This window comes from Diaphorobacter limosus, assembly GCF_033100095.1.
Classification (GTDB): domain Bacteria; phylum Pseudomonadota; class Gammaproteobacteria; order Burkholderiales; family Burkholderiaceae_C; genus Alicycliphilus; species Alicycliphilus limosus.
The window spans coordinates 1236892-1262208 of record NZ_CP136921.1 but is presented as its reverse complement, the minus strand read 5'-3'; the positions used below and the strand labels follow the sequence as shown (position 1 = coordinate 1262208).

The window sequence follows — 25317 nt, the reverse complement described above, 5'->3', positions numbered from 1 at the left end:
GCCATGAACCGGCAGGGCATACGCATAGAGCGCCTGAGCAAGCGCTATGGCTCGGGCGACACGGCATTTTGGGCGCTCAAGGACGTGAACATGCAGGTCGCGCCCGGCGAGGTGGTGGGGCTGATCGGCCCCTCGGGCTCGGGCAAGAGCACGCTGCTCAAATGCCTGGGCGCGGTCATAGACCCCACATCGGGGCGCATGACGCTGGACGACCAGGTGATCTACGACGAGGGCTGGCGGGTACGCGACCTGGGCGCGTTGCGCCGCGACCAGATCGGCTTCGTGTTCCAGGCGCCCTACCTGATCCCGTTCCTGGACGCCACCGACAACGTGGCCCTGCTGCCCATGCTGGCCGGCGTGCCCAACGACGAGGCGCGCCGGCGCGCGCTGGAGCTGCTCACCGCGTTGGACGTGCAGCACCGCGCGCGCGCCATGCCGTCGCAGCTGTCGGGCGGCGAGCAGCAGCGCGTGGCCATCGCGCGCGGCCTGGTCAATCGCCCCCCGGTCATCCTGGCCGATGAGCCCACGGCGCCGCTGGATTCACAGCGCGCCATGGCGGTGATCCGCATCCTGAACGACATGGCACAGCAGCTGCAGACGGCCGTGATCGTGGTCACGCACGATGAAAAAATCATCCCCACCTTCAAGCGCATTTACCACATACGCGACGGCGTCACCCATGAGGAGGCGGGCGAGGGACGCGGCCTTGGATGATGTTTTCTTGAAAGAAATATGCCTCTGGCGATTTATGGACAAGCGCAAGCAGCTATCAAAAAAATAGTATTTTCAGTTGCTGCTCACGGCGCCTGCAGGCGTTCGAGCAGCTGCGGCGTGGCAAAGCCATCGGCCGGCAGGCCCAGGCTTTGCTGCAGGCGGCGCACGCCCGCGCGCGTGGCCGGGCCCAGCACGCCGTCGACCGCGCCGGCGCCAAAACCGCGGTCGTTCAATGCCTGCTGCAGCACCTTGATCTCGCCGCGCGAGAGCGCGGGCAGGTCGCGCGGCCAGGGCGTGAGCAGGCCGTCCCCGCCGTCGATTTGGCGCGCCAGCAGGCCCACGGCCAGCGCGTAGTTGACCGAGTTGTTGTAGCGCAGCAGGGCGCCAAAGTTGGGCCCCACCAGGATGGCCGGGCCGCTGGCGCCGGCGGGCGTGACGATGGCGGCATTGGGCAGCGCGGGCAGCGGCTGGCCGTCCACGGCGCGCACGCCATCAAGAGCCCAGGCCTGGCTGTCCTGGCGCACGTTCAGCTCGGTGCGCGCGTAGTCAAAGCCCGGTGGCAGGCGCACCTCCACACCCCAGGGCTGGCCTGCCTGCCAGCCCGAGTGCGCCAGAAAGTTGGCCGTGGAGGCCAGCACATCCGGCACGCTGCCCCAGATGTCGCGCCGCCCGTCGCCGTCGGCATCCACCGCATGGGCCAGGTACACCGAGGGCAGGAACTGCGTGTGGCCCATGGCGCCGGCCCAGGAGCCGACGAGCGCATCGGCCGCGATGTCGCCCCGGTCCACGATGCGCAGGGCGGCCAGCAGTTCGCCGCGTGCCCAGTCGCGGCGCCGGCCGTCATAGGCCAGCGTGGCCAGCGCATCCACGGCCGAGAAGCTGCCGAAGTTGCCGCCGTAGTTGCTCTCCATGCCCCAGATGGCCGTGATGATGCCGGCCGGCACGCCGTGGCGCTGCTCGGCCGCGTCCAGCGCCGCGGCATGCAGGCGGCGCTGCTCGCGCCCCTGGGCCACGCGCTGGGGCGATACCGCGCTGTCGAGGTAGGCCCAGGGCGTGCGCGTGAATTCGGGCTGGGCGCGGTCGAGCTCCACCACGCGCGGCTGCCACCGGGCCTGGGCCAGCGTGGCGTCCACGGTCTGCTGGCTGATGCCGGCGGCCCGGGCCTCCTGGGCGAAGCTGCGCAGCCAGGCATGAAAGCCGGCGATGGTGCGCGCCAGGTCGCTGGTGCCGGCGGTGGCGGGCGTGGCATCAGGCGCCGGCACGACGGGTGGCGTCGGGGGCGCGGGGACGGCGGCGGGGGCGGAAGCGGAGGGCTGATTGGGGGCCGTGGTGCTGGCACAGCCAGTGATCAACGCCAGGCTGATGGCGGCAGGAAGAAACAGAAAACGCATACGGCGATTGTGCCGCCGCGGGCCATGCATACTCCGGGCATTGTTTCCGCCTGCAACCCCCAAGCCTCATGCACACCTTCGTCTGGCACGACTACGAAACCTTTGGCACCGACACGCGCCGCGACCGCCCGGCGCAGTTTGCCGCCATTCGCACCGATGCCGACCTGAACGAGATCGGCGCTCCGCTGATGATTTACTGCCGGCCGGCGAACGACTACCTGCCCGACCCGCAGTCGTGCCTGATCACCGGCATCACGCCCCAGCTGTGCCTGCAAAAAGGCCTGCCCGAGCATGAGTTTGCCGAGCGCATCGAGGCCGAGCTGGCTCTGCCCGGCACCATAGGCGTGGGCTACAACACCATCCGTTTTGACGACGAGATCACGCGCCACATGTTCTGGCGCAACCTCATCGACCCCTATGCGCGCGAATGGCAGAACCAGTGCGGACGCTGGGATCTGCTCGATGTCGTGCGCATGACCTACGCGCTGCGCCCGGACGGCATCCACTGGCCCATGGTCGATGGCAAACCCAGCTTCAGGCTGGAGCATCTGACGAAGGCCAACGGCCTGGCGCATGAGGCCGCGCACGATGCGCTGTCCGACGTGCGGGCAACGATTGCTCTGGCGCGGCTCGTGCGCCAGCACAACCCCAAGTTGTTCGACTTTGCCCTGTCGCTGCACAAGAAGGAGCGCGTGGCCGCCGAGTTGCGCCTGCCTGCCACGGCGCAGACGGCGCGGCCGTTTTTGCATGTCTCGGGCATGTTCCCGGCCGAGCGCGGCTGCCTGGCCGTGATGTGGCCGCTTGCCAGCCACCCGACGAACAAGAACGAGCTGCTGGCCTGGGACCTGGCGAATGATCCCACCGAGCTGGCGACCTTGCAGCCCGACGAGATCCGCCAACGCCTGTTCACGCGCCAGGCCGATCTGCCCGAGGGCGTGACGCGACTGCCTTTGAAAAGCGTGCACCTGAACAAGTCGCCCATGGTGGTGGGCAATTTGAACACGCTGTCCCCGGCCATGGCCGAGCGCTGGCGCATGGATCTGGCGCAGGCCGCGCGCCACGCCCAGGCCGCGCGCGAGCTGCCCGACATGAGCGCCATCTGGGCCGAGGTCTTCCAGCGGCCGCGCGAGGCCACGCCCGACGTGGAGCAGGATCTGTACGGTGGCTTCGTGGGCAACGAGGACAGACGCCGCCTGAATCGCCTGCGCGCGCTGCCGCCCGAGGAGCTGGCGCGCGATGGCACCGGCTTTGACGATGGCCGCCTGGCCGAGCTGGTCTGGCGCTACCGGGCGCGCAACTTTCCGCAGACCCTGACGCCCGAAGACCAGGAGCGCTGGGAGGCGCACCGCCAGGCCCGGCTGGTGGAGGGCGAGGGCGGCGGCCTGAGCTTTGATGCGCTGTTCGAGCGCCTGGACCAACTCGGTGCCGAGGCCGATGAGCGCGGCCAGCAGATCCTGGAAGCCGTGTACGACTATGCCGAAAGCATTGCCCCCTGCATGGAGTGAGATCGGCACGCCGCTGCAGGCGCTGCACGCCTTCGTGCGCCGCCACCCGCGTCTGTTCGTGATCACCGGCGCGGGCTGCAGCACGGCGGCCGGCATTCCCGACTACCGCGACGAGAGTGGCGCCTGGAAGCGCCCGCAGCCCGTCAACTACCAGGCCTTCATGGGCGACGCGGCCACGCGCCGGCGCTACTGGGCGCGCAGCCTGCTGGGCTGGCCGGTGATGGCTGGCGCGCGGCCCGGTGCGGCGCACCAGGCGCTGGCGGCCCTTGAGGGCGCGGGCCGCGTCGAGCTGCTGCTGACCCAGAACGTGGATGGCCTGCACCATGCAGCGGGCAGCCAGCGCACGCTGGATCTGCATGGCCGCATCGACACCGTGCGCTGCATGCATTGCCATGCGCGCAGTCCACGCGCTGCCCTGCAGGCCGAGCTGCTGCGGCGCAACCCCGCCTGGGCGGCGCTGCGCGCGGGGGCCGCGCCCGATGGCGACGCCGATCTGGAGGGGCGCGACTTTTCCGGCTTCGACGTGCCAGATTGCGCGCAATGCGGCACCGGTTTGCTCAAGCCCGACGTGGTGTTCTTTGGCGAGAACGTGCCGCGCGAGCGTGTCGAAGCGGCCCATGCGGCGCTGGCGCGAGCCGACGCCGTGCTCGTCGCCGGGTCGTCGCTGATGGTGTATTCGGGCTTTCGCTTCGTGCAGGCGGCAGTCGATCGCGGCCTGCCGGTGGTGGCCATCAACCAGGGCCGCACACGCGCTGATGGCCTGCTGGCGCTGAAGCTGCAGCAGGATGTCGGCCAGACCCTGGTGGACTTGGCGCATCAACTGGGGGTGGCGGTGAGCCGTTGGCAGTCGCCGGTGATTTCGGGCTCTTGATACTTTCTTGATGCCCACCCCACGAATCTTTGCCACGCCTTGAGGCGCCCATTTCTACGATGCCTTCATTGACTTGAAGGAGGTGGAAATGACGAATGCAATGCCCTGCCAACGGGGCCGCGGGGAGGGCGCATGACCGGCCTGACCCTGATCCATGCCCTGGCCGGCGCCTTGGCGCTGGGGCTCTTCGTGTACCTGGGCTACGCCTTGCTGCGGCCCGAGAACTTTTGAACCGGAGGCGCCCTGTGCAAGACCTTCTGTTCATCGGCCTGTCGGCCCTGTTCTTCTGCGCCACGGCGGCACTGGTGCTCGCCCTGCGGCGGCTGTGAGGGGGTGCCATGGAACTCATCACCCTCGAATTCACCCTGGTGCTGGCCCTCATGACCGGGCTGGCGCTGCTCATGGGCCACTGGCTGGCGCGCTGCTTTGAGGGCAGCGGGCATTGGGCCGTGGAGCGCCTGTCCTACCGCGCCCTGGGCGTGGACCTGGCCGAGCGCATGGGCTGGGCGCGCTACGGCCTGGCGCTGCTGCTGTCCAACGCCGCCATGATGCTGCTGGGTTATCTGCTGCTGCGCCTGCAGGGCTGGCTGCCGCTGAACGATCTGGGCAACGCGGCGCAGGCGCCCGATCTGGCCTTCAACACCGCGGCCTCCTTCATCACCAACACCAACTGGCAGTCCTATGGCGGCGAGGGCAGCCTGTCCAACGCCACGCAGATGCTGGCCATCACGTTTCTGATGTTCTGCGGCGCCACGGCGTGCGTGGCGGCAGCGGGCGGCTTCATCCGGGCGCTGGCGCGCGCCAGCAGCCAGGACATGGGCAACTACTGGGTGGACTTCATGCGCGTGCTGTGGCGCGTGATGCTGCCGCTGTGCTTTGTCATGGCGCTGGTCTATGTCTGGCAGGGCATGCCGCAGACCCTGGCCAGCGATGTGGTGGCGACCACGCTCGAAGGCGCGCAGCAGCAAATCATTCTGGGCCCGGTGGCCAGCTTCGAGACCATCAAGCACATCGGCACCAACGGCGGCGGTTTCTTCAGCATGAACGCCGCGCACCCGTTCGAGAACCCGACGCCTTTGAGCAATGTGCTGCACATCCTGTCCATGCTGCTGATTCCGTCGGCGCTGACGGTGACCTTTGGGCTGATGCTGGCGCGCAGGAAGCAGGGTTGGGTGTTCTTCGGCGCCCTCCTGGTGATGTTCATCGGCTTTCTGGCGCTGGTCTTTGGCGCCGAGCAGGCGGGCAACCCGCTGCTGGCGCGCGCCGGGGCCGATCAGGTCATGAGCAGCGCCCAGCCCGGCGGCAACCTGGAGGGCAAGGAGCTGCGCTTTGGCATTGCCGACACGGCGCTGTTCGTGGCGACGACCACGGCGGCCACCACCGGCTCGGTCAACGCCATGCACGACTCGCGCACGCCCATGGGCGGCTTCGTGCCGCTGGCGCAGATGATGCTCAACTGCGTCTTCGGCGGCGACGGCGTGGGCTTCATCAACCTGATCCAGTACGCCATCCTCACCGTGTTTTTGGCCGGCATGATGATCGGCCGCACGCCCGAATTTTTGGGCAAGAAGATCGAGGCGCGCGAGATCAAGCTGGTGATGCTGTCGGTGCTGGCGCACCCGGCCTCCATCTTGGGCTTTACCGCCCTGGCCAGCCTGTGGCCGGATACGGCGGCGAGCCTGGCCAACCCCGGCGCGCACGGCTTTTCGGAGGTGCTCTACGCCTACACCTCGGGCACGGCGAACAACGGCTCGGCCTTTGCCGGGTTGAATGCCAACACGCCGTTCTTCAACACCACCATAGGCCTGGCCATGCTGGTGGGCCGCTACCTGACGCTGCTGCCCATGCTGGCCGTGGCCGGGTCGCTGGCGGCCAAGAAGACCGTGGCTGATGGCCCGGGCACCTTCCCTACGGCCACGCTGCTGTTCATGGGCCTCTTGGTGTTCGTGGTGCTGGTGGTGGGTGGCCTGACCTTTTTGCCGGCCCTGGCCTTGGGTCCGGTGGTGGAGCAGCTGCAGATGCTGCAACCCTGAACAGGGATTGAGGATGCATTCGTTTTTTATAGCGTGTTCGGCGGCATCAGCATGGCTTTTCGGCTGTTTCTCCCTCTCCCGCTGGCGGGAGAGGGCAGGGGTGAGGGGGGTAGCGGTGGGCACGGCTCCCAATTACCCCCTCACCCCCACCCTCTCCCCCAAGGGGGCGAGGGAGTTAAGACCGGCGCCACACAAGCGTGGCGTGCTATCGAAAACGTTAGCTTGTCCGCAAGGCGATCAGGGAGAAGCTTCATGAATACCGTACCTCTTTCCGTCCCAGCGCTGCCGGCCACGGCCTCGCCGCTGCGGGGCTTGCTGGGGCCTTGCCTGCGCGGCGCCTTGTTCGTGCTGCTCATCACCGGCGTGGCCTATCCGCTGGCCACCACCGGCGTGGCGCAGCTGGTGCTGCCGCAGCAGGCCAATGGCAGCCTGGTCGAGCGCGGCGGCGCGGTGGTCGGCTCCGCCCTCATCGGCCAATGGTTTGAGGGCGCGGCCTACTTTCACCCGCGCCCCAGCGCCACCACCGCGCCCGATGCGCAGGACGCCAGCAAGAGCGTGGCCGCGCCCTACAACGCCGCCGCGTCGCTGGGCAGCAACCAGGGGCCGACGAATCCGGCGCTGATCGCCAACGTGCAGCAGCGCGTGGCCGCTTATCGCCAGGCCAATGGCTTGGCTCAGGACGCCAGCGTGCCGGTGGATGCGGTGACGGCCTCGGCCTCGGGGCTTGACCCCCATATCTCGCTGGCCAACGCGCAGCTGCAAGCCGCGCGCGTGGCTCAGGCGCGTGGCCTGGCTGTGGCACGGGCGCAGCAGCTGGTGCAGCAGCACACCGAAGGGCGTGTGCTCGGCCTGTTGGGCGAGCCGCGCGTGAACGTGCTGCGCCTGAACCTGGCGCTCGATGCCCTCAAGGCCGGCAAGGAGTGAACATGAACGACAAGAAAACGCTGCCGCTGTTCGATCGCGACCTGGCCGGCCAGGCGCTGCGCGATGCGCTGCGCAAGCTCAGCCCCCGGGCGCAGTGGCGCAACCCGGTGATGTTCGTGGTCTATCTGGGCTCCATCCTCACCAGCGTGCTGTTCATCCAGGCGCTGGGCGGCGCGGGCGAGGCGCCGGCCGGCTTCATCCTGGCGATTGCGCTGTGGCTGTGGTTCACCGTGCTGTTCGCCAACTTTGCCTAGGCGCTGGCCGAGGGTCGCAGCAAGGCGCAGGCCGCGTCCTTGCGTGGGCTGAAAAAACAGACCTGGGCGAAGAAGCTCAAGGCCGGCCCCTACGAAGCCGCGCACGCACGCAGCGAGCTGAGTTGGACGCCCCTGGAGGCCGACAGCCTGCGCAAGGGCGACATCGTGCTGGTCGAGGCCGGCGACGTGATCCCGGCCGACGGCGAGGTGATCGACGGCGTGGCATCGGTGGACGAGTCGGCCATCACCGGCGAATCGGCGCCGGTGATCCGCGAGTCGGGCGGGGACTTTTCGGCGGTGACCGGCGGCACGCACGTGCTGTCGGACTGGATCGTGCTGCGCGTGGCGGCGAACCCGGGCGAGACCTTCGTCGATCGCATGATCGCCATGGTGGAGAACGCCAGCCGCAAAAAGACGCCCAACGAGATCGCGCTCACCATCCTGCTGGTGGGCCTGACCTTGGTCTTCCTGCTGGTCATCGTCACGCTGTGGCCGTACTCCAGCTTTGCCGTGGACCAGGCCGGTACGGGCAGCGTGGTCAGCATGACGGTGCTGGTGGCGCTCTTGGTGTGCCTGATACCGACGACCATCGGCGGCCTGCTGTCGGCCATCGGCGTGGCCGGCATGAGCCGCATGATGCAGGCCAATGTGATCGCCACCTCGGGCCGCGCGGTCGAGGCCGCCGGCGACGTGGATGTGCTGCTGCTGGACAAGACCGGCACCATCACCCTGGGCAACCGCCAGGCCAGCCACTTCATCCCGGCGCGCGGCGTGAGCGAGCAGCAGCTGGCGGATGCGGCGCAACTCGCCTCGCTGGCCGACGAAACGCCCGAGGGCTGCAGCATCGTCGTGCTGGCCAAGTAAAAGTTCAACCTGCGCGAGCGCGACGTGGAAAAGCTGGGCGCGCAGTTTGTGCACTTCACGGCGCAGACGCGCATGAGCGGTGTCGATCTGGCGGGCGGGCGCGTGATCCGCAAGGGCGCGTTTGATGCCGTGCGCCGCCATGTCGAGTCGCTGGGCGGCAGTTTTCCGGCCGAGCTGCAACAGGCCGTCGAGGAGGTCTCGCGCCGGGGCGCCACGCCGCTGGTGGTGGCCGAAGGCGCGCGTGCGCTGGGCGTGGTGGAGCTCAAGGACATCGTCAAGGGCGGCATCAAGGAGCGCTTTGCCGAGCTGCGCCGCATGGGCATCAAGACGGTGATGATCACCGGCGACAACCGCCTCACCGCCGCGGCCATCGCCGCCGAGGCCGGTGTCGATGATTTCCTGGCCGAGGCCACGCCTGAAGCAAAACTCGCGCTGATCCGCGACTACCAGGCGCGCGGCCAGCTGGTGGCCATGACGGGCGACGGCACCAACGACGCCCCGGCGCTGGCCCAGGCCGACGTGGCCGTGGCCATGAACACCGGCACCCAGGCGGCAAAAGAGGCCGGCAACATGGTGGACCTGGACAGCAACCCCACCAAGCTGATCGAGATCGTCGAGACCGGCAAGCTGATGCTGATGACGCGCGGCTCGCTCACCACCTTCAGCATCGCCAACGACGTCGCCAAGTACTTCGCCATCATCCCGGCGGCCTTCATCGGCACCTACCCGCAGCTGGCCGCGCTCAACGTCATGGGGCTGGCCAGCCCGTCCTCGGCGATTCTGTCGGCGGTGATCTTCAACGCGCTGATCATCGTCTTTCTGATCCCGCTGGCGCTCAAGGGCGTGAAGTACCACGCCGTGGGCGCGGCGGCGCTGTTGCGGCGCAACCTGTTGCTCTATGGCCTGGGCGGGCTGGCCGTGCCCTTTGTCGGCATCAAGCTGATTGATGTGCTTTTTTTGGCTCTAGGCCTTGTGTAGCAAGCGCAAGCAGCTATTAAACAAATAGTGAAAAGGAGCGTGCCATGGATATGCAGAGCTGGCGTGACATGCTGGCCGCCGCATTGGCGCTGGCGGTGGTCGTGCTGCCGCTGGCGCTGGCGCGTTGGCTGGTGCGCAGGCGCAGCGATGCCCGCGCAGGCAATGAAGTCGCGCATACCATAGACCATGACCAGCACCCACCCCGTTGACGCCGACGACCTGCGCCCCGACCCCGACGCACTGCTGGCGCGCGTGCAGCAGCAGGAGGCGCAGGCGCGGCGCGGGCGTTTGAAGATTTTCTTTGGCGCATCGGCCGGTGTGGGCAAGACCTACGCCATGCTCAGCGCCGCCCACGCGGCGCGGGCGCAGGGGAGCAGCCTGGTCGTCGGCCTGGTGGAAACCCATGGTCGCGCCGAGACCGAGGCGCTGCTGGCCGGTCTGCCGCTGTTGGCGCTCAAGGAGGTGCCCTACCGCGATCGCGTGCTCAAGGAGTTCGACCTGGACGCGGCGCTGGCCTTTGGCGCTGCCCACGCGGGTGGGGCGAGTGGGGTCCAGGCCGAGCCGCCGCTGGTGCTGCTCGACGAACTGGCGCACAGCAATGCCCCGGGCTCGCGCCACCCCAAGCGCTGGCAGGACGTGCAGGATCTGCTCGCCGCCGGCATCGACGTCTGGAGCACGATGAACGTGCAGCACCTGGAGGGCCTGAACGACGTGGTTGGCGGCATCACCGGCGTGCGCGTCTGGGAGACGGTGCCCGACACCCTGTTCGACGCCGCCGAGGAGGAGGTGGTGGTGGATCTGCCGCCCGATGAGCTGCTGGCGCGGCTGGCCGCGGGCAAGGTCTATGTGCCGGAGCAGGCGCAGCAGGCGGCGGCCAATTTCTTTCGCAAGGGCAACCTGATCGCGCTGCGCGAGCTGGCGCTGCGCCGCACCGCCGACCGGGTGGACACGCAGATGCAGGACTGGCGCCGCGCGGCCCAGGGCGGCGCGCTGGGCCAGCCGGTATGGGCCACGCGCGATGCGCTGCTGGCCTGCATCGGCCCGGGTGAAGGCGGCGAGGCGGTGGTGCGCAGCACGGCGCGCCTGGCCACGCAGTCCGATCTGCCCTGGCATGCGGTGTTCGTCGATGCGCCGGCGCAGCAGCGGGTCGATCCGGCGGCGCGCCAGCAGGCGCTGCGCGCGCTGAAACTGGCGCAAGACCTGGGCGCGCGTACGGCCACGCCCACGGGCATAGGCGTGGCGCAGGCGCTGGTGCGCTATGCGCGCGAACACAACCTCTCGCGCCTGGTGCTGGGCCGGCGCCAGGGGCGCAGGCGCTGGCGCCTGTCGATGACCGAGCGCCTGGCCGACCTGACCCCGGACATGGATGTGTTGCAGGTGCCGCTGCCCCCCAAAGCGCATGGGCGCCAGCGCCCTGCCGACGCGCGGGCCAAGAAGCCGTACTGGCCGGGTTACCTCGCCGCCACCGGTGCCTGCGCCCTGGCGGCGCTGCTGGCCGGGGCGCTGCACGGCGTGCTGGAGCTGACCAACATCGTCATGCTGTTCCTGCTGTCGGTGGTGGGCGTGGCGCTGCTCTTTGGACGCGGGCCGGCCACGCTGGCGGCGCTGCTGGGCGTGGCCATGTTCGACTTTTTCTTCGTGCCGCCGCGCATGTCCTTCAACGTCAGCGACGTGCAATACCTCATCACCTTTGCCGTGATGCTGGTGGTGGCGCTGGTGATTGGGCAGCTCACCGCCGGCCTGCGCGCCGAGTTTGCAGGGCCGCGACGTGGCGGTGCGCCTGGCCCCCGAGGTGCCGCTGCTGCACCTGGACGCGGCCCAGTTCGAGTGCGTGCTGGTGAACCTGCTGGAAAACGCCGTCAAGTACACGCCGGCGGCCACGCCGCTACAGATTGCCGCCGAACTGCAGGGCGAGGCCGTGCGCATCACCGTGGACGACGAGGGCCCCGGCCTGCCGCCCGGCAGGGAGGAGGCGGTGTTTGAAAAGTTTGAGCGCGGCAGCAAGGAGGCGGCCGCGCCCGGCGTGGGCCTGGCGATCTGCCGCGCCATCGTGCAGGCCCACGGCGGCCGCATGCATGGCGAGAACCGCATCGTCGATGGGCGCGTGGCGGGCGCGCGCTTCGTCATCACCTTGCCGCGCGGCGAGCCGCCGCAGGACGATGGCAGCCAGGCGGCAGTGCTGCCCGACAATGCGATGCCTTGAACGAACCACGCATCCTGATCGTCGAGGACGAGGCCAATATCCGCCGCTTCGTGCGCCTGACCCTGGCCGCCGAGGGCTACGAGGTGTTCGAGGCCGCCAGCCTTGAGCGCGGCCTGATCGAGGCCGGCACGCGCCGCCCCGACATGCTGGTGCTGGACCTGGGCCTGCCCGATGGCGACGGCATCGACCTGATCCGCGACCTGCGCGCCTGGTCACAGGCGCCGGTGATCGTGCTGTCGGCGCGCAGCAGCGAAGAGGACAAGATCGCTGCCCTGGACGCCGGGGCCGACGACTACCTGGTCAAGCCCTTTGGCGCCGGCGAGCTGCTGGCGCGCGTGCGCGCGCAGCTGCGCCGCTGGCAGGATCGCACCGCCGATGGCGCGCCGCAGATTGCGTTTGGCGACGTGGTGGTGGATCTGGTCAAGCGCAGCGTCACCCACGCCGGCGACGCACTGCACCTGACACCCATCGAATACCGCCTGCTGGTGCATCTGGCGCAGCATGGCGGCCGCGTGCTGACGCATTTGCAACTGCTGCAGGCCATCTGGGGCCCGGGCCACAGCGAGGACAGCCACTATGTGCGCGTGCACATGGCCAATCTGCGTAAGAAGATCGAGGCCGACCCGTCGCGCCCGCGCCACCTGCTGACCGAAGCCGGCGTGGGCTACCGCTTTGTCATGTCCGAGTAGCCCGGGTCAATTGGGCGCCAATGCCCGGGAGCGACGTCAGAAATCGGCCACCAGCGATACGCGCGCGTTGCGCCCTGGCTGGGTGTAGGCGTCGATGGTGGTGGACGCGGCCGGCTGGCCATAGACGTCGGGCCAGATCCAGTATTTGCGGTTGGTGAGGTTGTTCAGTGCCAGGTTGACGCGCACGGCCTTGGTGATGCGCCATTGCGCACCCAGGTCGAGCGTGGTGGCAGATGGCGTGGCAAATTGGGTGGTGCCGGCCTTGTTGTTGCCGATGGAGACCAGGTCGATGTCCTTGTCCTTCTTGGCCGCGTAGTGGCGCAGGTCGGCGTACACGCTCCAGGGCGCGGTGTCGTAGCGCAGGCCCAGGGCAATCTGCATCGGGGTGATGGAGTTCAGCGGCTGGTCGGTGGTCTTGTCGGTACCCCGTGCCTGGCCATAGGCGAAGGTGTTGTGCAGTCGCCCGGGGCCGACGCTGCCCCAGTCGTAGCCGCCCTTGAGCTCGAAACCGTGGATGCGCGCGCGCGCGATGTTCACGGCCTGGAAGGTCTGCTGCGTGGCGGTTTTCTGGATCAGGCGGGCGTCTTCGATGAGGTTGGAGTAGCGGTTGGCAAAGCCGACCAGATCCACGCTCAGGCGGTCGAAGCGCCCGCGCACGCCCAGCTCAACCCCGCGGCTGCGCTCGGGCTTGAGGTCGGGGTTGGCGATGATGATGTTGGTCACGCCCAGGGCCACGGCCTCGAAGCGGTCATTCACCTGGCCCGCGTCGGGCGCGCGGTAGCCCGTGGCGTACTGGCCAAAAACACTCCATGCGGGCGTGGCACGGTACAGCACGCCCAGCTTGGGCAGGGCTGCGGAGCCCGACAGCGACTTGCCGGGCTGGGGGGCAGGCGGGTAGTACAGGTTCTGGCTGGTCACGTCGATGGCGAAGTGGTCTATGCGCAACCCGGGCGTGATGGTCCAGTCGCCATACACCGTCTCATCCTGTACATACAGCCCGCTGCTGGTCTGGCGCGTGTCCGGAAAGCGCTTGAGCGGGAAGCTCTCGGGCGGCAGCGGCGCCTGGCCGTCGTACAGGTTGGTGATCTTGCTGCGCACATGGTCCAGGCCGTAGACGATGCGGTGTGACCAGTCGCCGTGGCGCAGCACCTTGTCGGCCTGAAGACCCAGTTGCCAGCTATGCTCTTTGTAGCTGTTGTCGCGCACCCGGTGTACGCCGTTGCGCAAAAAGCTGTTACCCACTCGGCGGGAGCTGGAGTCCTGCATGGCCACCACCGTGCGCAGGTGGTCGGCCCAGTCGGTGTTGACGCCAAAGCGCGCGTCCCAGGTCAGGCGGTCGCGCTCGATGCGTGTGTCGGCGTACTCATCGAGGACATCGGTGGGCCTGGCCGGCGCGCCGGCGGCGCGGCTGGAGAGCAGGTCGATGTCCGATGTCTTGCGCGTGTGCTCGAAGGTGAAGACATGGCGCTGCAGCTTGCTCGGGCGCAGCACCACCTTGCCGAGCACCGATGCGTCGCGGTTGTCCGTGGGGTCTGGGCGGGTGCGGGTGCTATTGGGCGCGTCGTTGCTGCCCATGTTGTCCAGTGCGTGGGACTGGCGGCCCGTGGCCGTCAGCATCCACTGCAGGCTGTCGCTGGCCTTGGCGGCAACGGTGCCGGCGGCGTAGTAGCCATGGTCGTCCTCGCTCCAGCCCGCGGCCACGCGCCCGCCCAGGGTCCTGGGCGCCTGGCCTTCCTCGGTCTTGAGAAAGTCCATCGGGTCGTGCGTGACGAAGTTCACCACGCCGGCCATGCCATCGCCACCGTACTGTGCCGAGGCCGGGCCGCGGATCACGTCCACGCGCTTGAACAGCTCCAGCGACAGGTATTCGCGGTCGAACATGGCGGCGCGCGACACATAGCTGCGCGGCATGCGTATGCCGTCCACCGTCATCAACACCCGGTTGCCGCCCAGGCCGCGGATGTTGATGCCCATGTTGCCGTCGCGCGCAAACGCCGCCGAGCCGGCGCTGACGGCCAGGCGCGTGGGCGAGCTGCGCACCGAGGTGTTGGGCAGATCCTGCAGCGCCTGGCGCAGGGTGCGGGTCTGCTGGTCGCTCAGGTTCTGGCCCTCGATGACGTCGGCGCTCAGCGGCAGGTCGTCGGCCAGCAGGTTGTTCTGGGTGCTGCTGACCACCACCGTCGGCAGCGTGGCATGGGCCTGCGGCCCTGGCTGCGCCTGCGCAGCGCCCAGCATGCCCAGGCAGGCGAGCGACACAAGAAGGGGCAGGGTGCGCGGGGCAGGGTGGTCGGGGCAGTGGGTGTTCATGGGCTGGTGACTATGGGGGGATGCGGGGTGGCTGGCGTTCCGTGGGCCGGGTTGAAAGACTTTGGTGTGCCGGGCTCAGGGGCGGTTCTTTTGTGCCTTGGTCAAGGCGCTCTGGGCGCGCGCGTCGTCCAGGTTCTCCTGGGTCATCTTCGCGTCCTCCGAGCCGGGTTCCAGCAGGGCCAGGAGCTTTTCCCAGTCCCGGACGGCGCCGTCGAAGTCGCTGCGCTGGTAGGCCACGACGCCGGACATCATCAGCGCGCTGGGATGCTCGGGGTCTATGGCCAGCGCCTGACGCACCAGCTCTTCGGGACGGCCGTCCATGCGGTGCTGGGCCTTCATGGCCAGCAGTTCGGCAAAGTCCACCAGCAGGTCGGGGTGGGTGCGAATGGCGTCGGTGGCCTTCTCGTAGGCCTGCTCGGCCTCATCCAGGCGGCCCATGACCTTGTACGAGCGCGCCAGCATGGCCCAGCCCTGCGGGTTGTTGGGCTCGGCCTTGAGCTTGGCTTCGAGCGACTCGACCATTTGCGTGATCTGCAGCCGCGCGGCCTCCTGCGTCGCGCCAGGGGTGAGTGCCGCCGGGTCACCGATCCAGCGGTACGTGCCCACGGAGAGCAGTGGCAGCAGGACGGCGATCAGGGCCGCCGTGCGGCGCCCGCTCCAGAAGCCTGTGCCAGGGTTGCCGGCGGGTGCGTCGGGCGCGGCGGTGTCGTCGAGCAAACGCAATTGCAGCTCGTCGCGCGTGGTCTCATGGTCGGCGGGGTTGATGGCGCCGCTGGCCAGGTCGCGGTCGAGCGCGGCGAGCTGATCCTTGTAGATGGTGGCGTTCAGGCGCTGGCTGGAAACACTTTCGTATGACCTGGGCCGCAGCAAGGGGCGTACCAGCGCCAGCACGGCCAGCAGGGTCAGGGCCGCAATGATGGCAATGAAGATGGTCATGGGAGCTTGTCGGTGTCCTGGAGAAGAGACTGCGCCTTGGCGCGCTGGGCCTCGTCGAGTGTGGGTGTTGCGGCGTTGCTGCGCTGGTTGCCGCGCACCATGCGTACCAGGCCGTATGCAGCGCCTGCCAGCAGCACGAAGGGGCCGAACCACAGCAGCCAGGTGACGGGGTTGACGGGCGGGCGGTAGCGCACGAAGTCGCCGTAGCGGCTGACCATGAAGTCCATGATCTCGGCATCGCTCTTGCCGGCCTTGATCAGGCCGCGGATCTCGCGCTTCAAGTCCAGCGCCAGGTCGGCGCGCGAGCCGGCCAGCGATTCGTTCTGGCACACCAGGCAGCGCAGCTCCGCGGAGATGGCGACCATGCGCTTTTCCACCACCGGGTCTTCGGCCAGGGGCTGGGCTTCGTTGGCCTGCGCGGCAAGGCCGGCAAGGGCGCATTGCAGCGCCAGCAGCAGGGCGAACCAGAGTCTCATTTCTGCAGCTCCCGGATCAGGGGCAGGATTTGCTTCTCCAGAGCCTCCACGGTCACCGGGCCGATCTGCTTGAAGCGGATCTTGCCGGCCTGGTCGATCAGAAAGGTCTCGGGCACGCCGTAGACCCCGAAGTCGATGCCGATGCGGCCGTCCTGGTCTACAACCGTGAAGTCGTAGGGGTCACCCTTGCGCTGCAGCCACTTGATGCTGTCGGCCGGCTTGTCCTTATAGGCCAGGCCGACGAGGGGGATGTCCTTGCGCCTGGCGTAGTCCACCAGCACCGGGTGCTCCTGCAAGCAGGCCGTGCACCAGGACGCCCAGACGTTGAGCAGCCAGACCTTGCCGCGCATGTCCTGCAGGGCAAAGGTTTTCTCGGGGCTGGCTAGGACGGGGGCCGTGAACTGGGGTGCGTCCTTGCCGATCAGTGGCGAGGGCACGACCCGGGGGTCGCGTGTCAGGCCAATCGCCAGAAACACCGCCAGCACCAGAAACAGGGCCAGCGGGATGAGAGCCTTTTTCTTCATGCCGTGGCTCCTCCGATGCCGGCGCCCGCGGTGGCGCGGACGCGCTTGCTGCGGTAACGGCGATCCAGCGCCGCCAGCGTGCCGCCCAGGGCCATCAGCAGACCGCCGCCCCAGATCCAGCTGACAAAGGGCTTGTAGTACACGCGCACGGCCCAGGCGGGGTGCTCGCCGCCCTCCAGGCGCTCGCCCAGCGATACATAGACGTCGCGCGTCAGGCCGGTGTCAATGGCCGCTTCGGTCATGGGCATGGCAGAGGAGAAATAGGTGCGCTTTTCGGGGTGCAGCGTGCGCAGCAGCTGGCCGTCACGCATCAGCTGTACATCGCCGACATCGGCGCGGTAGTTCGGGCCCTCGGCCTCGCGGATGCCCGTGAGCCTGAAGGTGTAGCCGCCCACGGCGACGGTGTCGCCCAGGCCCATGCGCACGTCTTTCTCGGTTTCGTAGCTCGTGACCATGGTCACGCCAATCACGCTGACGGCGATACCGATATGCGCCATGTGCATGCCCCAGAAGGACCAGGGCGTGGCGCGCCAGTTGGCCGTGCCGCGCAACTGCCGGTAGATCTGCTGCAGCGAGGACAGAACGATCCACAGCGCCAGGCTCAGGCCCAGCGCCGCCGGGGCCGACCAGGGGCCGGCCAGCAGCGGCAGGCTGCAGCCCAGCACCAGAGCCGCCAGGGCGCTGATGCCAAGTTTGCGCGCCAGATCCATGAGGTCGTCGCTTTTCCAGCGCGCAGCGGTGCCCACCACCATGAACAGCAGCACCGGCACCATGATGGGCACGAAGACAGCATTGAAGTAGGGCGGGCCCACGGAAAGCTTGCCCAGGTTGAGCGCATCCACGATCAGCGGATACAGCGTGCCCAGCAAAACCGAGGCCGCGGCGGTGGTCAGCAGCACGTTGTTGAACAGCAAAAAGGTCTCGCGCGACATCAGCGTGAACGTGCCTCCCGAGCGCACCTTGCCCGCGCGCATGGCAAACAGCGTGAGCGAGCCGCCCACCACGACGCACAGGAAGATCAGGATGAACACGCCGCGTCGCGGATCCGTGGCGAAGGCATGCACCGAGGTCAGCACCCCCGAACGCACCAGGAAGGTGCCCAGCAGGCTCAACGAGAAGGCCGTGATCGCCAGCACGATGGTCCAGTTGCGAAACAGGCCGCGCTTTTCCGTCACCGCCAGGGAGTGGATCAGCGCCGCACTCACCAGCCAGGGCAGGAAGGAGGCGTTCTCCACCGGATCCCAGAACCACCAGCCGCCCCAGCCCAGCTCGTAGTAGGCCCACCAGGAACCCAGGGCTATGCCCAGCGTGAGGAAAATCCAGGCCGCCGTGGCCCAGGGGCGCGACCAGCGCGCCCAGGCGGCGTCCAGACGGCCATTGAGCAGCGCGGCGATGGCAAAGGCGAAGGGAATGGCCAGGCCGACGTAACCCATGTAGAGCATGGGCGGGTGGAACACCAGGCCCGGGTCTTGCAGCAGCGGGTTCAGGTCACGCCCGTCGGCGGGCGCGTCGGCCAGCCGCAGGAAGGGGTTGGAGGTGAACAGCATGAACACCAGGAAACCCACCGCCACCAGGCCGAGCACACCCAGCACCCGCGCCACCATGGCATCGGGCAACTGGCGCGAGAACAGCGACACCGCCAGCATCCAGCTGGTCAGCATGAAATGCCACAGCAGCAGCGAACCCTCATGCCCGCCCCAGACGCCGGCGATGCGGTAGATGTCCGGCAGTTGGGAGTTGGAATGCTGCACCACATACACGACCGAGAAGTCGTTGCTGTAGAAGGCGTAGGTCAGGCAGCCATAGGCAAGGGCCGTGAGCAGCCACAGCGCCTGCGTTGCGGGCCGTGCCAGCACAACCCAGTCACGGCGCCCCTGGTGAGCGCCGATGAGGCTCAACAGCCCCAGCACCAGTGCCACGAAAAGGGAAAGGATGAGCGAGAAATGCCCTAGTTCTGGAATCATGGTTACTGCAGCGTCTTGATGGTCTTCTGGGCCTCGTCAACCGCGTGCTGTGCCTCGGGCGGCATGTAGTTCTCATCATGCTTGGCCAGTACCTCGGAAGCCGTGAACAGGCCGTCCTCACTCAGCTTGCCCTGTGCCACCACGCCCTTGCCCTCGCGGAACAGATCCGGAAGGATGCCGGTGTAGCTGACCTTCATTTCCTGGGCCGTGTCGGTGACGATGAAGGAAACGGTCAAGTCCTTGCGATCAATCGAACCCTCCTTGACCATGCCGCCCACGCGGAAGGTGCGGTTCTTGGGCGCCTCGCCCGCGGCCACCTGGCTGGGGCTGAAGAAGAACACCAGGTTGCTTTCAAAGGCGTTGAGCACCAGGAAAGCAGCCAGCGAGATGGCGGCCAGGCCACCGGCAATGATGGCGGCGCGTTTGTGACGGGGTTTCATGTGTGCAACTCGGTGGGGTGATGAAGTTCGGCGCGCAGGCTTTGCTGCATCTGCTTGCGCCGGCCGCGGATCAGCAGTGACTCCACGGCCATCACCAGGGCCGTGGCGCCGAAGCTGCCCCAGACATAAAAGGCGTAGCCGCCCATGGCAAAAAATTCCGAAACACTATTCCACTGCATGTCGTACCCACTCGGTATGTCGTTCCCGCTCAAGAATGATGTTGCGCACCCGCGCCAGGGCGGCGGCGACTGCGTACATCCAGAAGGCCACCACCATGATCAGCATGCCCCAGAGCATGGGGGCCGCCATCGAGGGCGCGCGGGTCATGGATACTGATGCGCCCTGGTGCAAAGTGTTCCACCAGACGACAGAGAAATAGATGATGGGCACGTTCACCACGCCTACCAGCGCCAGCACGGCGCAGGCCTTGTCGGCACGGCGCGGGTCGTCGATGCTGGACTGCAGCGCCAGAAAACCCAGGTACAGGAACAGCAGGATCAGTTCCGACGTGAGTCGTGCATCCCATACCCACCAGGTACCCCACATCGGCTTGCCCCACAGCGAGCCCGTTACCAGCGACAGGAATGCGAACAGGGCACCCGTGGGCGCCAGGGCGCTGGCCATCATGCCCGACAGGCGCGTATTGAACGCCAGGCCGATGGCCGCCCAGCCGGCCATGACGATGTAGATGAACATCGACATCTGCGATGTCGGCACATGCACGAAGATGATGCGATAGCCCTGTCCCTGCTGTGCATCGGTGGGTGCGACAAAGAAGGCGATCCACAGGCCGACCAGGGTCAGTACGGCGGCCAGGCCCGCGAACCAGGGCCAGAGCTTGCCGGCCAGAAAGTAAAAGTTCTGCGGCGAGGCGTACTTGAACCATTGAATGCCAGGTGTTTTCATTCGAGGGAAATTTTCAGGGCGGCCGTGGTGGCGAGGGGGGCAAAGAACAGCGCGAGCACCAGCAGCGCCGCAAGCAGGGACAGGTGTCCGCCAGGTCCCAGGCCGGAGGCGTAGGCCTCCACGGCACCTGCACCAAAGATCAGCACGGGGATGTAGAGCGGCAATATTAGCAACGACAACAGTACCCCTGCGCCGCGCACACCCAAGGTCAGCGACGCTCCTATGCTGCCAATCAGGCTCAGTGTGGGAGTGCCCAGCAGCAGGGACAGCATCAGAATGCCCAGTGCCGGGCCGTCCAGCCCAAACTGCAGTCCCAATACCGGTGCCACCAGCACCAGCGGCAAGCCGGACAGCAAAAAATGCGACAGTGCCTTGGCCGCGACCAGCAGGGCCAGCGGGGTGGACGACAGCAGCATTTGCTCCAGCGAACCATCGGCGTAGTCGCTGGCAAACATGCGCTGCAGCGACAGCATGGCTGCCAGCAGCGCGCTGACCCACAGCACGCCCGGCGCCATGCGCAGCAACAGCGCCGATTCTGGCCCCACGCCCAGCGGAAACAGGCTGGCAATGACGATGAAAAACACCAGCGGCGTCAGCACCTCGCCCTTTTGTCGCATGGCCAGGGCAATTTCGCGGCGCAGTACCGCCAGCATGATGGCGCCCAACCCCAACGGCTTGGGGACAGGGGAAGGGGGGGGCTTCATGCGCGCAACTCCAGGATCTGGGCCGGCACCTGGCCTATGTCGACCCTTTGGTGGCTGGTCAGCACGGTGATGCCGCCCTGCGCCAGGTGCCCGGCTATCAGGTCGGAGAGCATGCTGATGCCCGAGTCATCCATGGCCACAAAGGGCTCGTCGAGCACCCACAGGCGTGCCGGGCTCAGGGACAGTCGCGCCAGCGCTACGCGGCGCTTTTGCCCCTGTGACAGATGGCGCACCAGTTGCCCGCCACGTCCGCCGACACCGAAGCGCGCGAGCGTCGCAGCGACTGCCTTGACGTCGGGGGCGTGCCCGCGTAAGGCGGTGGCGAATGCCAGGTTTTCCTGCACGGTCATTGATTCCTGCAGGCCGTTGAGATGCCCCAGGTAGCTCAGATCGCGTTGAAAGCTGCCGCGTTGCATGCGTATGGACTGCCCGTTCCAGAGGATGTCGCCCGATTCAATGGGGGACAGCCCGCACAGCATGCGCAGCAAGCTGGTCTTGCCTATGCCATTGGCTCCTGCCACATGCAGCCAGCGCCCTGCCGGAACTGTGCAATGGACGCCCTTGAACAGCTGCCGCCCCCCCTTGCTGCAACCGAGGTCAGTAAAGGCAAGAATCGAACCTGATTTCAATTTGTTGTTTCCACGTCACAAGCACGCATCTTACGTGAATGGCTGCGCATGACTGATGCGCATATCGCCAAGTTTTGGCAATGCCTGAATTGTGTGCACATTCGTCAACGTTTTGATGCATACCACATGCTCTTTTGGCTTAGGTCAAGGATTTAAGTAACTGCACAAACATAATGGGCTTACTCGGATCGACTTGTTGTGGCCGTCGCCGGGTTTCAAAACTGCCTGAGAGGGTGGATTGGCTGCAAGAAACCAATGGAGTAAAGAAGATGAAATTTCCCCGCCTGTCGAGCATCGCAGCTGCAGTGATGCTCTCCGGCCTTGCAGTACCTGCAATGGCTCAAGACGCCAAGATCGAAGCGCCTGCCATGACGGCCGCTGAGAAAGAGGCGGCCAAGAAGATCTACTTCGAGCGTTGCGCCGGCTGCCACGGCGTGCTGCGCAAGGGGGCTACGGGCAAGAACCTTGAGCCGCATTGGTCCAAGGTCGAAAAGGACGGCAAGAAGACCGAGGGCGGCACTCTCGCACTGGGCACGGGTCGCCTGGAGCGGATCATCGGCTACGGAACCGATGGCGGCATGGTCAACTTCGACGACATCCTGACCAAGGAAGAGCTGAACCTGATGGCACGGTATATCCAGAACACTCCGGACGTGCCGCCCGAGTTCAGCCTGAAGGATCAGCTTGACAGCTGGAACGTCATCGTGCCGGTCGACAAGCGTCCGACCAAGCAGATGAACAAGATCAACCTGAGCAATGTCTTCTCGGTCACGCTGCGCGACACCGGTGAGGTGGCTCTGATTGACGGTGACACCAAGGAAATCAAGAGCATCGTCAAGACCGGCTACGCGGTGCATATCTCGCGTCTGTCGGCTTCCGGGCGCTACGTTTATGTGATCGGCCGTGATGGCCGTGTGTCCCTGATCGACCTGTGGATGGAAACGCCGGCGGTCGTGGCCGAGGTCAAGATCGCCTTTGATGCACGCTCCATCGATACCTCCAAGTTCAAGGGCTTCGAGGACAAGTATGCAATCGCCGGTGGCTACTGGCCGCCTCAGTACACCATCATGGAAGGCGACACCCTGAAGCCGCTGAAGGTCGTCTCCACCCGCGGCGTGACGGTTGACGGCGACTACCACCCGGAACCGCGTGTGGCGTCCATCGTGTCCTCGTTCATCAAGCCGGAATGGGTGGTGAACATCAAGGAAACCGGCCAGATCCTGCTGGTGGACTACACGGACATCGAGAACCTGAAGACGACCACCATTGGTTCTGCCAAGTTCCTGCATGACGGTGGTTGGGATGCGAGCAAGCGCTACTTCCTGGTGGCTGCCAATGCATCGAACAAGATTGCCGCGGTGGACACCAAGAAGGGCACGCTGGCTGCCCTGGTCGATGTGGCCAAGATTCCCCACCCGGGTCGCGGCGCCAACTTCACGCACCCGAAGTACGGCCCCGTCTGGGCTACCGGTCACCTGGGCGCAGATGTCGTGACGCTGATCTCCACGCCTTCGGAGAATGCCAAGCACAAGCAGTTCAAGCAGTACAACTGGAAGGTTGTGCAGGAAGTCAAGCATGTGCCGGGTAACCTGTTCGTGAAGACCCATCCCGTGTCCAAGCACCTGTGGGCCGACTCGGCGCAGAACCCTGAAAAGGATCTGGCCGAATCCGTGACGGTGTGGGATCTGGCCGACCTGTCCAAGCCCAAGGCGGTTCTGCATGTTGCCAAGGACGCCGGCCTGCCGGAGACCAAGGCGGTCAAGCGCGCCGTGCACCCCGAGTACTCCAAGGATGGCAAGGAAGTCTGGATCTCCCTGTGGGGCGGCAAGACCGACCAGTCGGCCATCGTGGTGTACGACGATGCGACTCTGAAGGTGAAGAAGGTGATCACCGATCCCAAGATGATCACGCCCACCGGCAAGTTCAACGTGTACAACACGCAGCACGACATCTATTGATGCAGAAGCCTTGATCTGAGGCAACAATCGAGGGGCGAAAGCCCCTCGATTTACGCGTCTCCAATGCAAAAATAATCAAGTGCGGAGAGTTTGATGGCTGGAAAACTTGCAAGCCTGTGGGCCAAACTGAAAAAACCGAGTGCCAAATACTCGCTGATCGGGTTGTTGGCGACGGGTTTTATCTCTGGCATTCTGTTCTGGGGTGGTTTCAACACCGGGATGGAGGCGACCAACACGATGGATTTCTGTATCTCTTGCCATGAGATGCACGACAACGTCTATCAGGAATACAAAAAGACAATTCACTACAGCAACCGCACTGGTGTGCGTGCCATGTGTTCGGACTGTCATGTGCCCAAGGACTGGACGCACAAGATGATCCGCAAGATCCAGGCCAGCCGCGAGGTGTGGGGCAAGCTCACCGGAACCATCGACACGCCGGAGAAGTTTGAGGCGAAACGCCTGGTCTTGGCCGAACGAGAATGGGCGCGCATGAAGGCGGCCGACTCGCGCGAATGCCGCAACTGCCACAGCTTCGAGGGCATGGACACCGACAAGCAGAAGGCACGCGGGGCCAAGATGCACAAGATCGCGCAGGATGAAAAGCAGACCTGCATCGACTGCCATAAGGGGATTGCGCATAACAAGCCCAAGGGCATGAAGGAAGACGAGGACGAAGATCTGTAAGCTTGGATGGCGGCCAGTTCCGGTGGGGGGCGGCCGCCTGCAGAACATCTACTAGGAGTGACCGATGAAAAAATCTACCCTTTCGATGATGCTTTTGGGTTCGCTGCTGGCTGTGGGTACACAGGCAGCCTTTGCCGCACCTGACTGGGGCAAGGTGCCCAAGCGCGATGTCAACGTGTTCCACCCTGCGGTTTCGCCAATGGAGTGGGTGGGCAAGAAGTCTGACCACAGCGGCACGGCCGGCCTGAAGAAGGGCGAAACCTGCGTTGGCTGCCACGAGGAAAAGGGCACGCTGAACTTCGACATGAAGCGTCTGGCTGGCAAGGACATGGAGCCCAAGGGCGCCCCCAAGACCATGATGTATCCGGTGGCCGTGCAGGCCGCCTATGACGCCAGCAACCTCTACATCCGTCTGACCTTCAAGGCGCCCGGCGGCGGTGCCGACCAGAGCGACAAGGACAACGAGGTCAAGGCCACCATGATGTTCCCGGATGCGCAGGTGCAGCTGGCTAACCAGGCCGGCTGCTGGGCTTCCTGCCACAACGATGCGCGCACCATGCCTGGCGCAGACGACAAGAAGACCAAGTACACCAAGAGCGGTGCCTATGAGCTGATGCAGTGGAAGAGCGCCAAGGGCGCCAAGGTGGCCAACGGCACCGTGACCACGGAGCGCAAGATGGAAGGCGGCTCGCTGGGCGCGACGGCCGAGGGCGGCAAGAGCGGTGACACCTACACCGTCACCTTCACGCGCAAGAACCCCGGCGAGGGCAAGACGGTGCCGTTCGGCCTGGCCATCCACGCCGACCACTCCACCGGACGCTTCCACCATGTCTCCCTGGGCTACACCCTGGGCGTGGGCGCTGACGGCGACGTGAAGGCTGTCAAGCAGTAATCAACGTCCCATGGCTTGAGAGCATGCGCTTCTCGGTCAGCACAACCAGAAGGCAGGTGCCGTCACGCGCGGCGCTTGCCTTTTTTGTCGTTGCCGCCATGCCTTTGTCCCTGTCTGCGCACCAGACTGTGGATGTGATTATTCAGAACTACCGTTTTGAGCCGGCAGAGGTTCGGATTCGCTCCGGGGATACGGTGCGTTGGACGAATCAGGAAAAGCGCACCAGCCATTCGGTGCTGTTTTCTGCCGAGCAGGGTGGTGAGTCCGAACGGCTCTTCCCCCAGGATGTCTGGCAGCGCCGATTCGAGGCACCCGGACGGTATCCATATTCCTGCGGGCCGCACCCGGAAATGAAGGGTGTGGTGGAGGTGGTGGCGCCGTAGCCACAGCGCAGTTTTTGCATACTGCCTCTGGCCGCTACAGGCGCAGGCGGCAAAAGTCTTCAGGACGCACAGTTGTTTTTCCGGG

24 protein-coding genes and 2 pseudogenes are annotated in these 25317 nt (G+C 66.3%); 15 read left to right on the top strand and 11 right to left on the bottom strand.

Features of this window, described 5'->3' with window-relative positions:
- Nucleotides 1-3: 3 nt before the first annotated feature.
- Nucleotides 4-714 carry an ABC transporter ATP-binding protein gene (locus P4826_RS06125; RefSeq protein WP_317703011.1) on the top strand — a complete coding sequence of 237 codons (711 nt, stop codon included), beginning with the start codon at nt 4-6 and terminating at the stop codon, nt 712-714.
- A gap of 83 nt (nt 715-797) precedes the next feature.
- On the opposite strand, the gene P4826_RS06120 is transcribed toward P4826_RS06125, so the two are convergent.
- The gene (locus P4826_RS06120; RefSeq protein ID WP_317703010.1) at nt 798-2105 is read right to left on the bottom strand and encodes a lytic murein transglycosylase; all 1308 of its coding nucleotides are present in this window, start codon (nt 2103-2105) and stop codon (nt 798-800) included.
- 68 nt (nt 2106-2173) lie between these two features.
- On the opposite strand from P4826_RS06120, the gene sbcB reads away from it, so the two are divergent.
- The 10 genes and pseudogenes from sbcB to kdpE all read left to right on the top strand — a co-directional run bounded on the left by sbcB (nt 2174) and on the right by kdpE (nt 12426).
- Complete coding sequence (gene sbcB / locus P4826_RS06115) at nt 2174-3610, top strand: exodeoxyribonuclease I (RefSeq protein WP_317703009.1); 1437 nt, start codon at nt 2174-2176, stop codon at nt 3608-3610.
- Nucleotides 3579-4481 carry an NAD-dependent protein deacetylase gene (locus P4826_RS06110; RefSeq protein ID WP_317703008.1) on the top strand — a complete coding sequence of 301 codons (903 nt, stop codon included), beginning with the start codon at nt 3579-3581 and terminating at the stop codon, nt 4479-4481. The genes sbcB and P4826_RS06110 overlap by 32 nt, the downstream gene beginning before the upstream one ends.
- A 132-nt stretch (nt 4482-4613) precedes the next feature.
- Nucleotides 4614-4712, top strand: a complete 99-nt coding sequence (kdpF, locus tag P4826_RS06105; RefSeq protein ID WP_317703007.1) for a K(+)-transporting ATPase subunit F — start codon at nt 4614-4616, stop codon at nt 4710-4712.
- A 107-nt stretch (nt 4713-4819) separates the two neighbouring features.
- Nucleotides 4820-6514, top strand: a complete 1695-nt coding sequence (gene kdpA, locus P4826_RS06100) for a potassium-transporting ATPase subunit KdpA (RefSeq protein ID WP_317703006.1) — start codon at nt 4820-4822, stop codon at nt 6512-6514.
- Nucleotides 6515-6766: 252 nt separating this feature from the next.
- On the top strand, nt 6767-7438 hold the full coding sequence (kdpC, locus tag P4826_RS06095; protein ID WP_317703005.1) for a K(+)-transporting ATPase subunit C: 672 nt from the start codon (nt 6767-6769) through the stop codon (nt 7436-7438).
- 2 nt (nt 7439-7440) lie between these two features.
- Nucleotides 7441-9534: pseudogene (kdpB, locus tag P4826_RS06090) on the top strand (potassium-transporting ATPase subunit KdpB).
- Nucleotides 9535-9578: 44 nt separating this feature from the next.
- Entirely contained in the window at nt 9579-9743 is a 165-nt protein-coding gene (locus P4826_RS06085; protein WP_317703004.1) for a hypothetical protein, read from the top strand.
- Nucleotides 9721-11517, top strand: a complete 1797-nt coding sequence (locus P4826_RS06080) for a DUF4118 domain-containing protein (protein ID WP_425605232.1) — start codon at nt 9721-9723, stop codon at nt 11515-11517. The genes P4826_RS06085 and P4826_RS06080 overlap by 23 nt, the downstream gene beginning before the upstream one ends.
- Nucleotides 11411-11737, top strand: a pseudogene (locus tag P4826_RS06075) (ATP-binding protein); the annotation flags it as partial. The gene P4826_RS06080 and the pseudogene P4826_RS06075, both read left to right, overlap by 107 nt.
- The gene (gene kdpE, locus P4826_RS06070; protein ID WP_317703002.1) at nt 11734-12426 is read left to right on the top strand and encodes a two-component system response regulator KdpE; all 693 of its coding nucleotides are present in this window, start codon (nt 11734-11736) and stop codon (nt 12424-12426) included. The pseudogene P4826_RS06075 and the gene kdpE, both read left to right, overlap by 4 nt.
- Before the next feature lie 36 nt (nt 12427-12462).
- Here kdpE and P4826_RS06065 read toward each other — a convergent pair whose 3' ends face one another.
- From P4826_RS06065 to ccmA, 10 genes are all read right to left on the bottom strand, one after another.
- Nucleotides 12463-14733 carry a TonB-dependent hemoglobin/transferrin/lactoferrin family receptor gene (locus P4826_RS06065; RefSeq protein WP_317703001.1) on the bottom strand — a complete coding sequence of 757 codons (2271 nt, stop codon included), beginning with the start codon at nt 14731-14733 and terminating at the stop codon, nt 12463-12465.
- Nucleotides 14734-14808: 75 nt separating this feature from the next.
- Complete coding sequence (gene ccmI, locus P4826_RS06060) at nt 14809-15669, bottom strand: c-type cytochrome biogenesis protein CcmI (RefSeq protein WP_317703000.1); 861 nt, start codon at nt 15667-15669, stop codon at nt 14809-14811.
- Nucleotides 15666-16145, bottom strand: coding sequence for a cytochrome c-type biogenesis protein (locus tag P4826_RS06055; protein WP_317702999.1), 480 nt, complete (start codon nt 16143-16145; stop codon nt 15666-15668). Before P4826_RS06055 ends, ccmI begins: the two co-directional genes overlap by 4 nt.
- Nucleotides 16142-16669, bottom strand: coding sequence for a DsbE family thiol:disulfide interchange protein (locus P4826_RS06050; RefSeq protein ID WP_317702998.1), 528 nt, complete (start codon nt 16667-16669; stop codon nt 16142-16144). The genes P4826_RS06055 and P4826_RS06050 overlap by 4 nt, the downstream gene beginning before the upstream one ends.
- Complete coding sequence (locus tag P4826_RS06045) at nt 16666-18633, bottom strand: heme lyase CcmF/NrfE family subunit (RefSeq protein ID WP_317702997.1); 1968 nt, start codon at nt 18631-18633, stop codon at nt 16666-16668. Before P4826_RS06045 ends, P4826_RS06050 begins: the two co-directional genes overlap by 4 nt.
- A 2-nt stretch (nt 18634-18635) precedes the next feature.
- Nucleotides 18636-19073: a cytochrome c maturation protein CcmE gene (ccmE, locus tag P4826_RS06040; RefSeq protein WP_317702996.1), complete on the bottom strand. Its 438-nt coding sequence runs from the start codon at nt 19071-19073 to the stop codon at nt 18636-18638.
- Nucleotides 19070-19219 (bottom strand): heme exporter protein CcmD, encoded by a 150-nt coding sequence (gene ccmD, locus P4826_RS06035; protein ID WP_317702995.1) that lies wholly within the window; start codon nt 19217-19219, stop codon nt 19070-19072. The genes ccmE and ccmD overlap by 4 nt, the downstream gene beginning before the upstream one ends.
- A 19-nt stretch (nt 19220-19238) precedes the next feature.
- Nucleotides 19239-19979, bottom strand: a complete 741-nt coding sequence (gene ccmC, locus P4826_RS06030) for a heme ABC transporter permease CcmC (protein WP_317702994.1) — start codon at nt 19977-19979, stop codon at nt 19239-19241.
- Nucleotides 19976-20683 (bottom strand): heme exporter protein CcmB, encoded by a 708-nt coding sequence (ccmB, locus tag P4826_RS06025; protein WP_317702993.1) that lies wholly within the window; start codon nt 20681-20683, stop codon nt 19976-19978. The genes ccmC and ccmB overlap by 4 nt, the downstream gene beginning before the upstream one ends.
- Nucleotides 20680-21312, bottom strand: a complete 633-nt coding sequence (gene ccmA / locus P4826_RS06020; protein WP_317702992.1) for a cytochrome c biogenesis heme-transporting ATPase CcmA — start codon at nt 21310-21312, stop codon at nt 20680-20682. Before ccmA ends, ccmB begins: the two co-directional genes overlap by 4 nt.
- Before the next feature lie 269 nt (nt 21313-21581).
- On the opposite strand from ccmA, the gene P4826_RS06015 reads away from it, so the two are divergent.
- From P4826_RS06015 to P4826_RS06000, 4 genes are all read left to right on the top strand, one after another.
- Nucleotides 21582-23270 (top strand): cytochrome D1 domain-containing protein, encoded by a 1689-nt coding sequence (locus P4826_RS06015; RefSeq protein ID WP_486599135.1) that lies wholly within the window; start codon nt 21582-21584, stop codon nt 23268-23270.
- A 93-nt stretch (nt 23271-23363) separates the two neighbouring features.
- Nucleotides 23364-23957, top strand: a complete 594-nt coding sequence (locus tag P4826_RS06010) for a NapC/NirT family cytochrome c (RefSeq protein WP_317702990.1) — start codon at nt 23364-23366, stop codon at nt 23955-23957.
- A gap of 64 nt (nt 23958-24021) precedes the next feature.
- Nucleotides 24022-24849, top strand: a complete 828-nt coding sequence (locus P4826_RS06005; RefSeq protein WP_317702989.1) for an ethylbenzene dehydrogenase-related protein — start codon at nt 24022-24024, stop codon at nt 24847-24849.
- 23 nt (nt 24850-24872) lie between these two features.
- On the top strand, nt 24873-25232 hold the full coding sequence (locus P4826_RS06000) for a cupredoxin domain-containing protein (RefSeq protein WP_317702988.1): 360 nt from the start codon (nt 24873-24875) through the stop codon (nt 25230-25232).
- Nucleotides 25233-25317 lie beyond the last annotated feature (85 nt).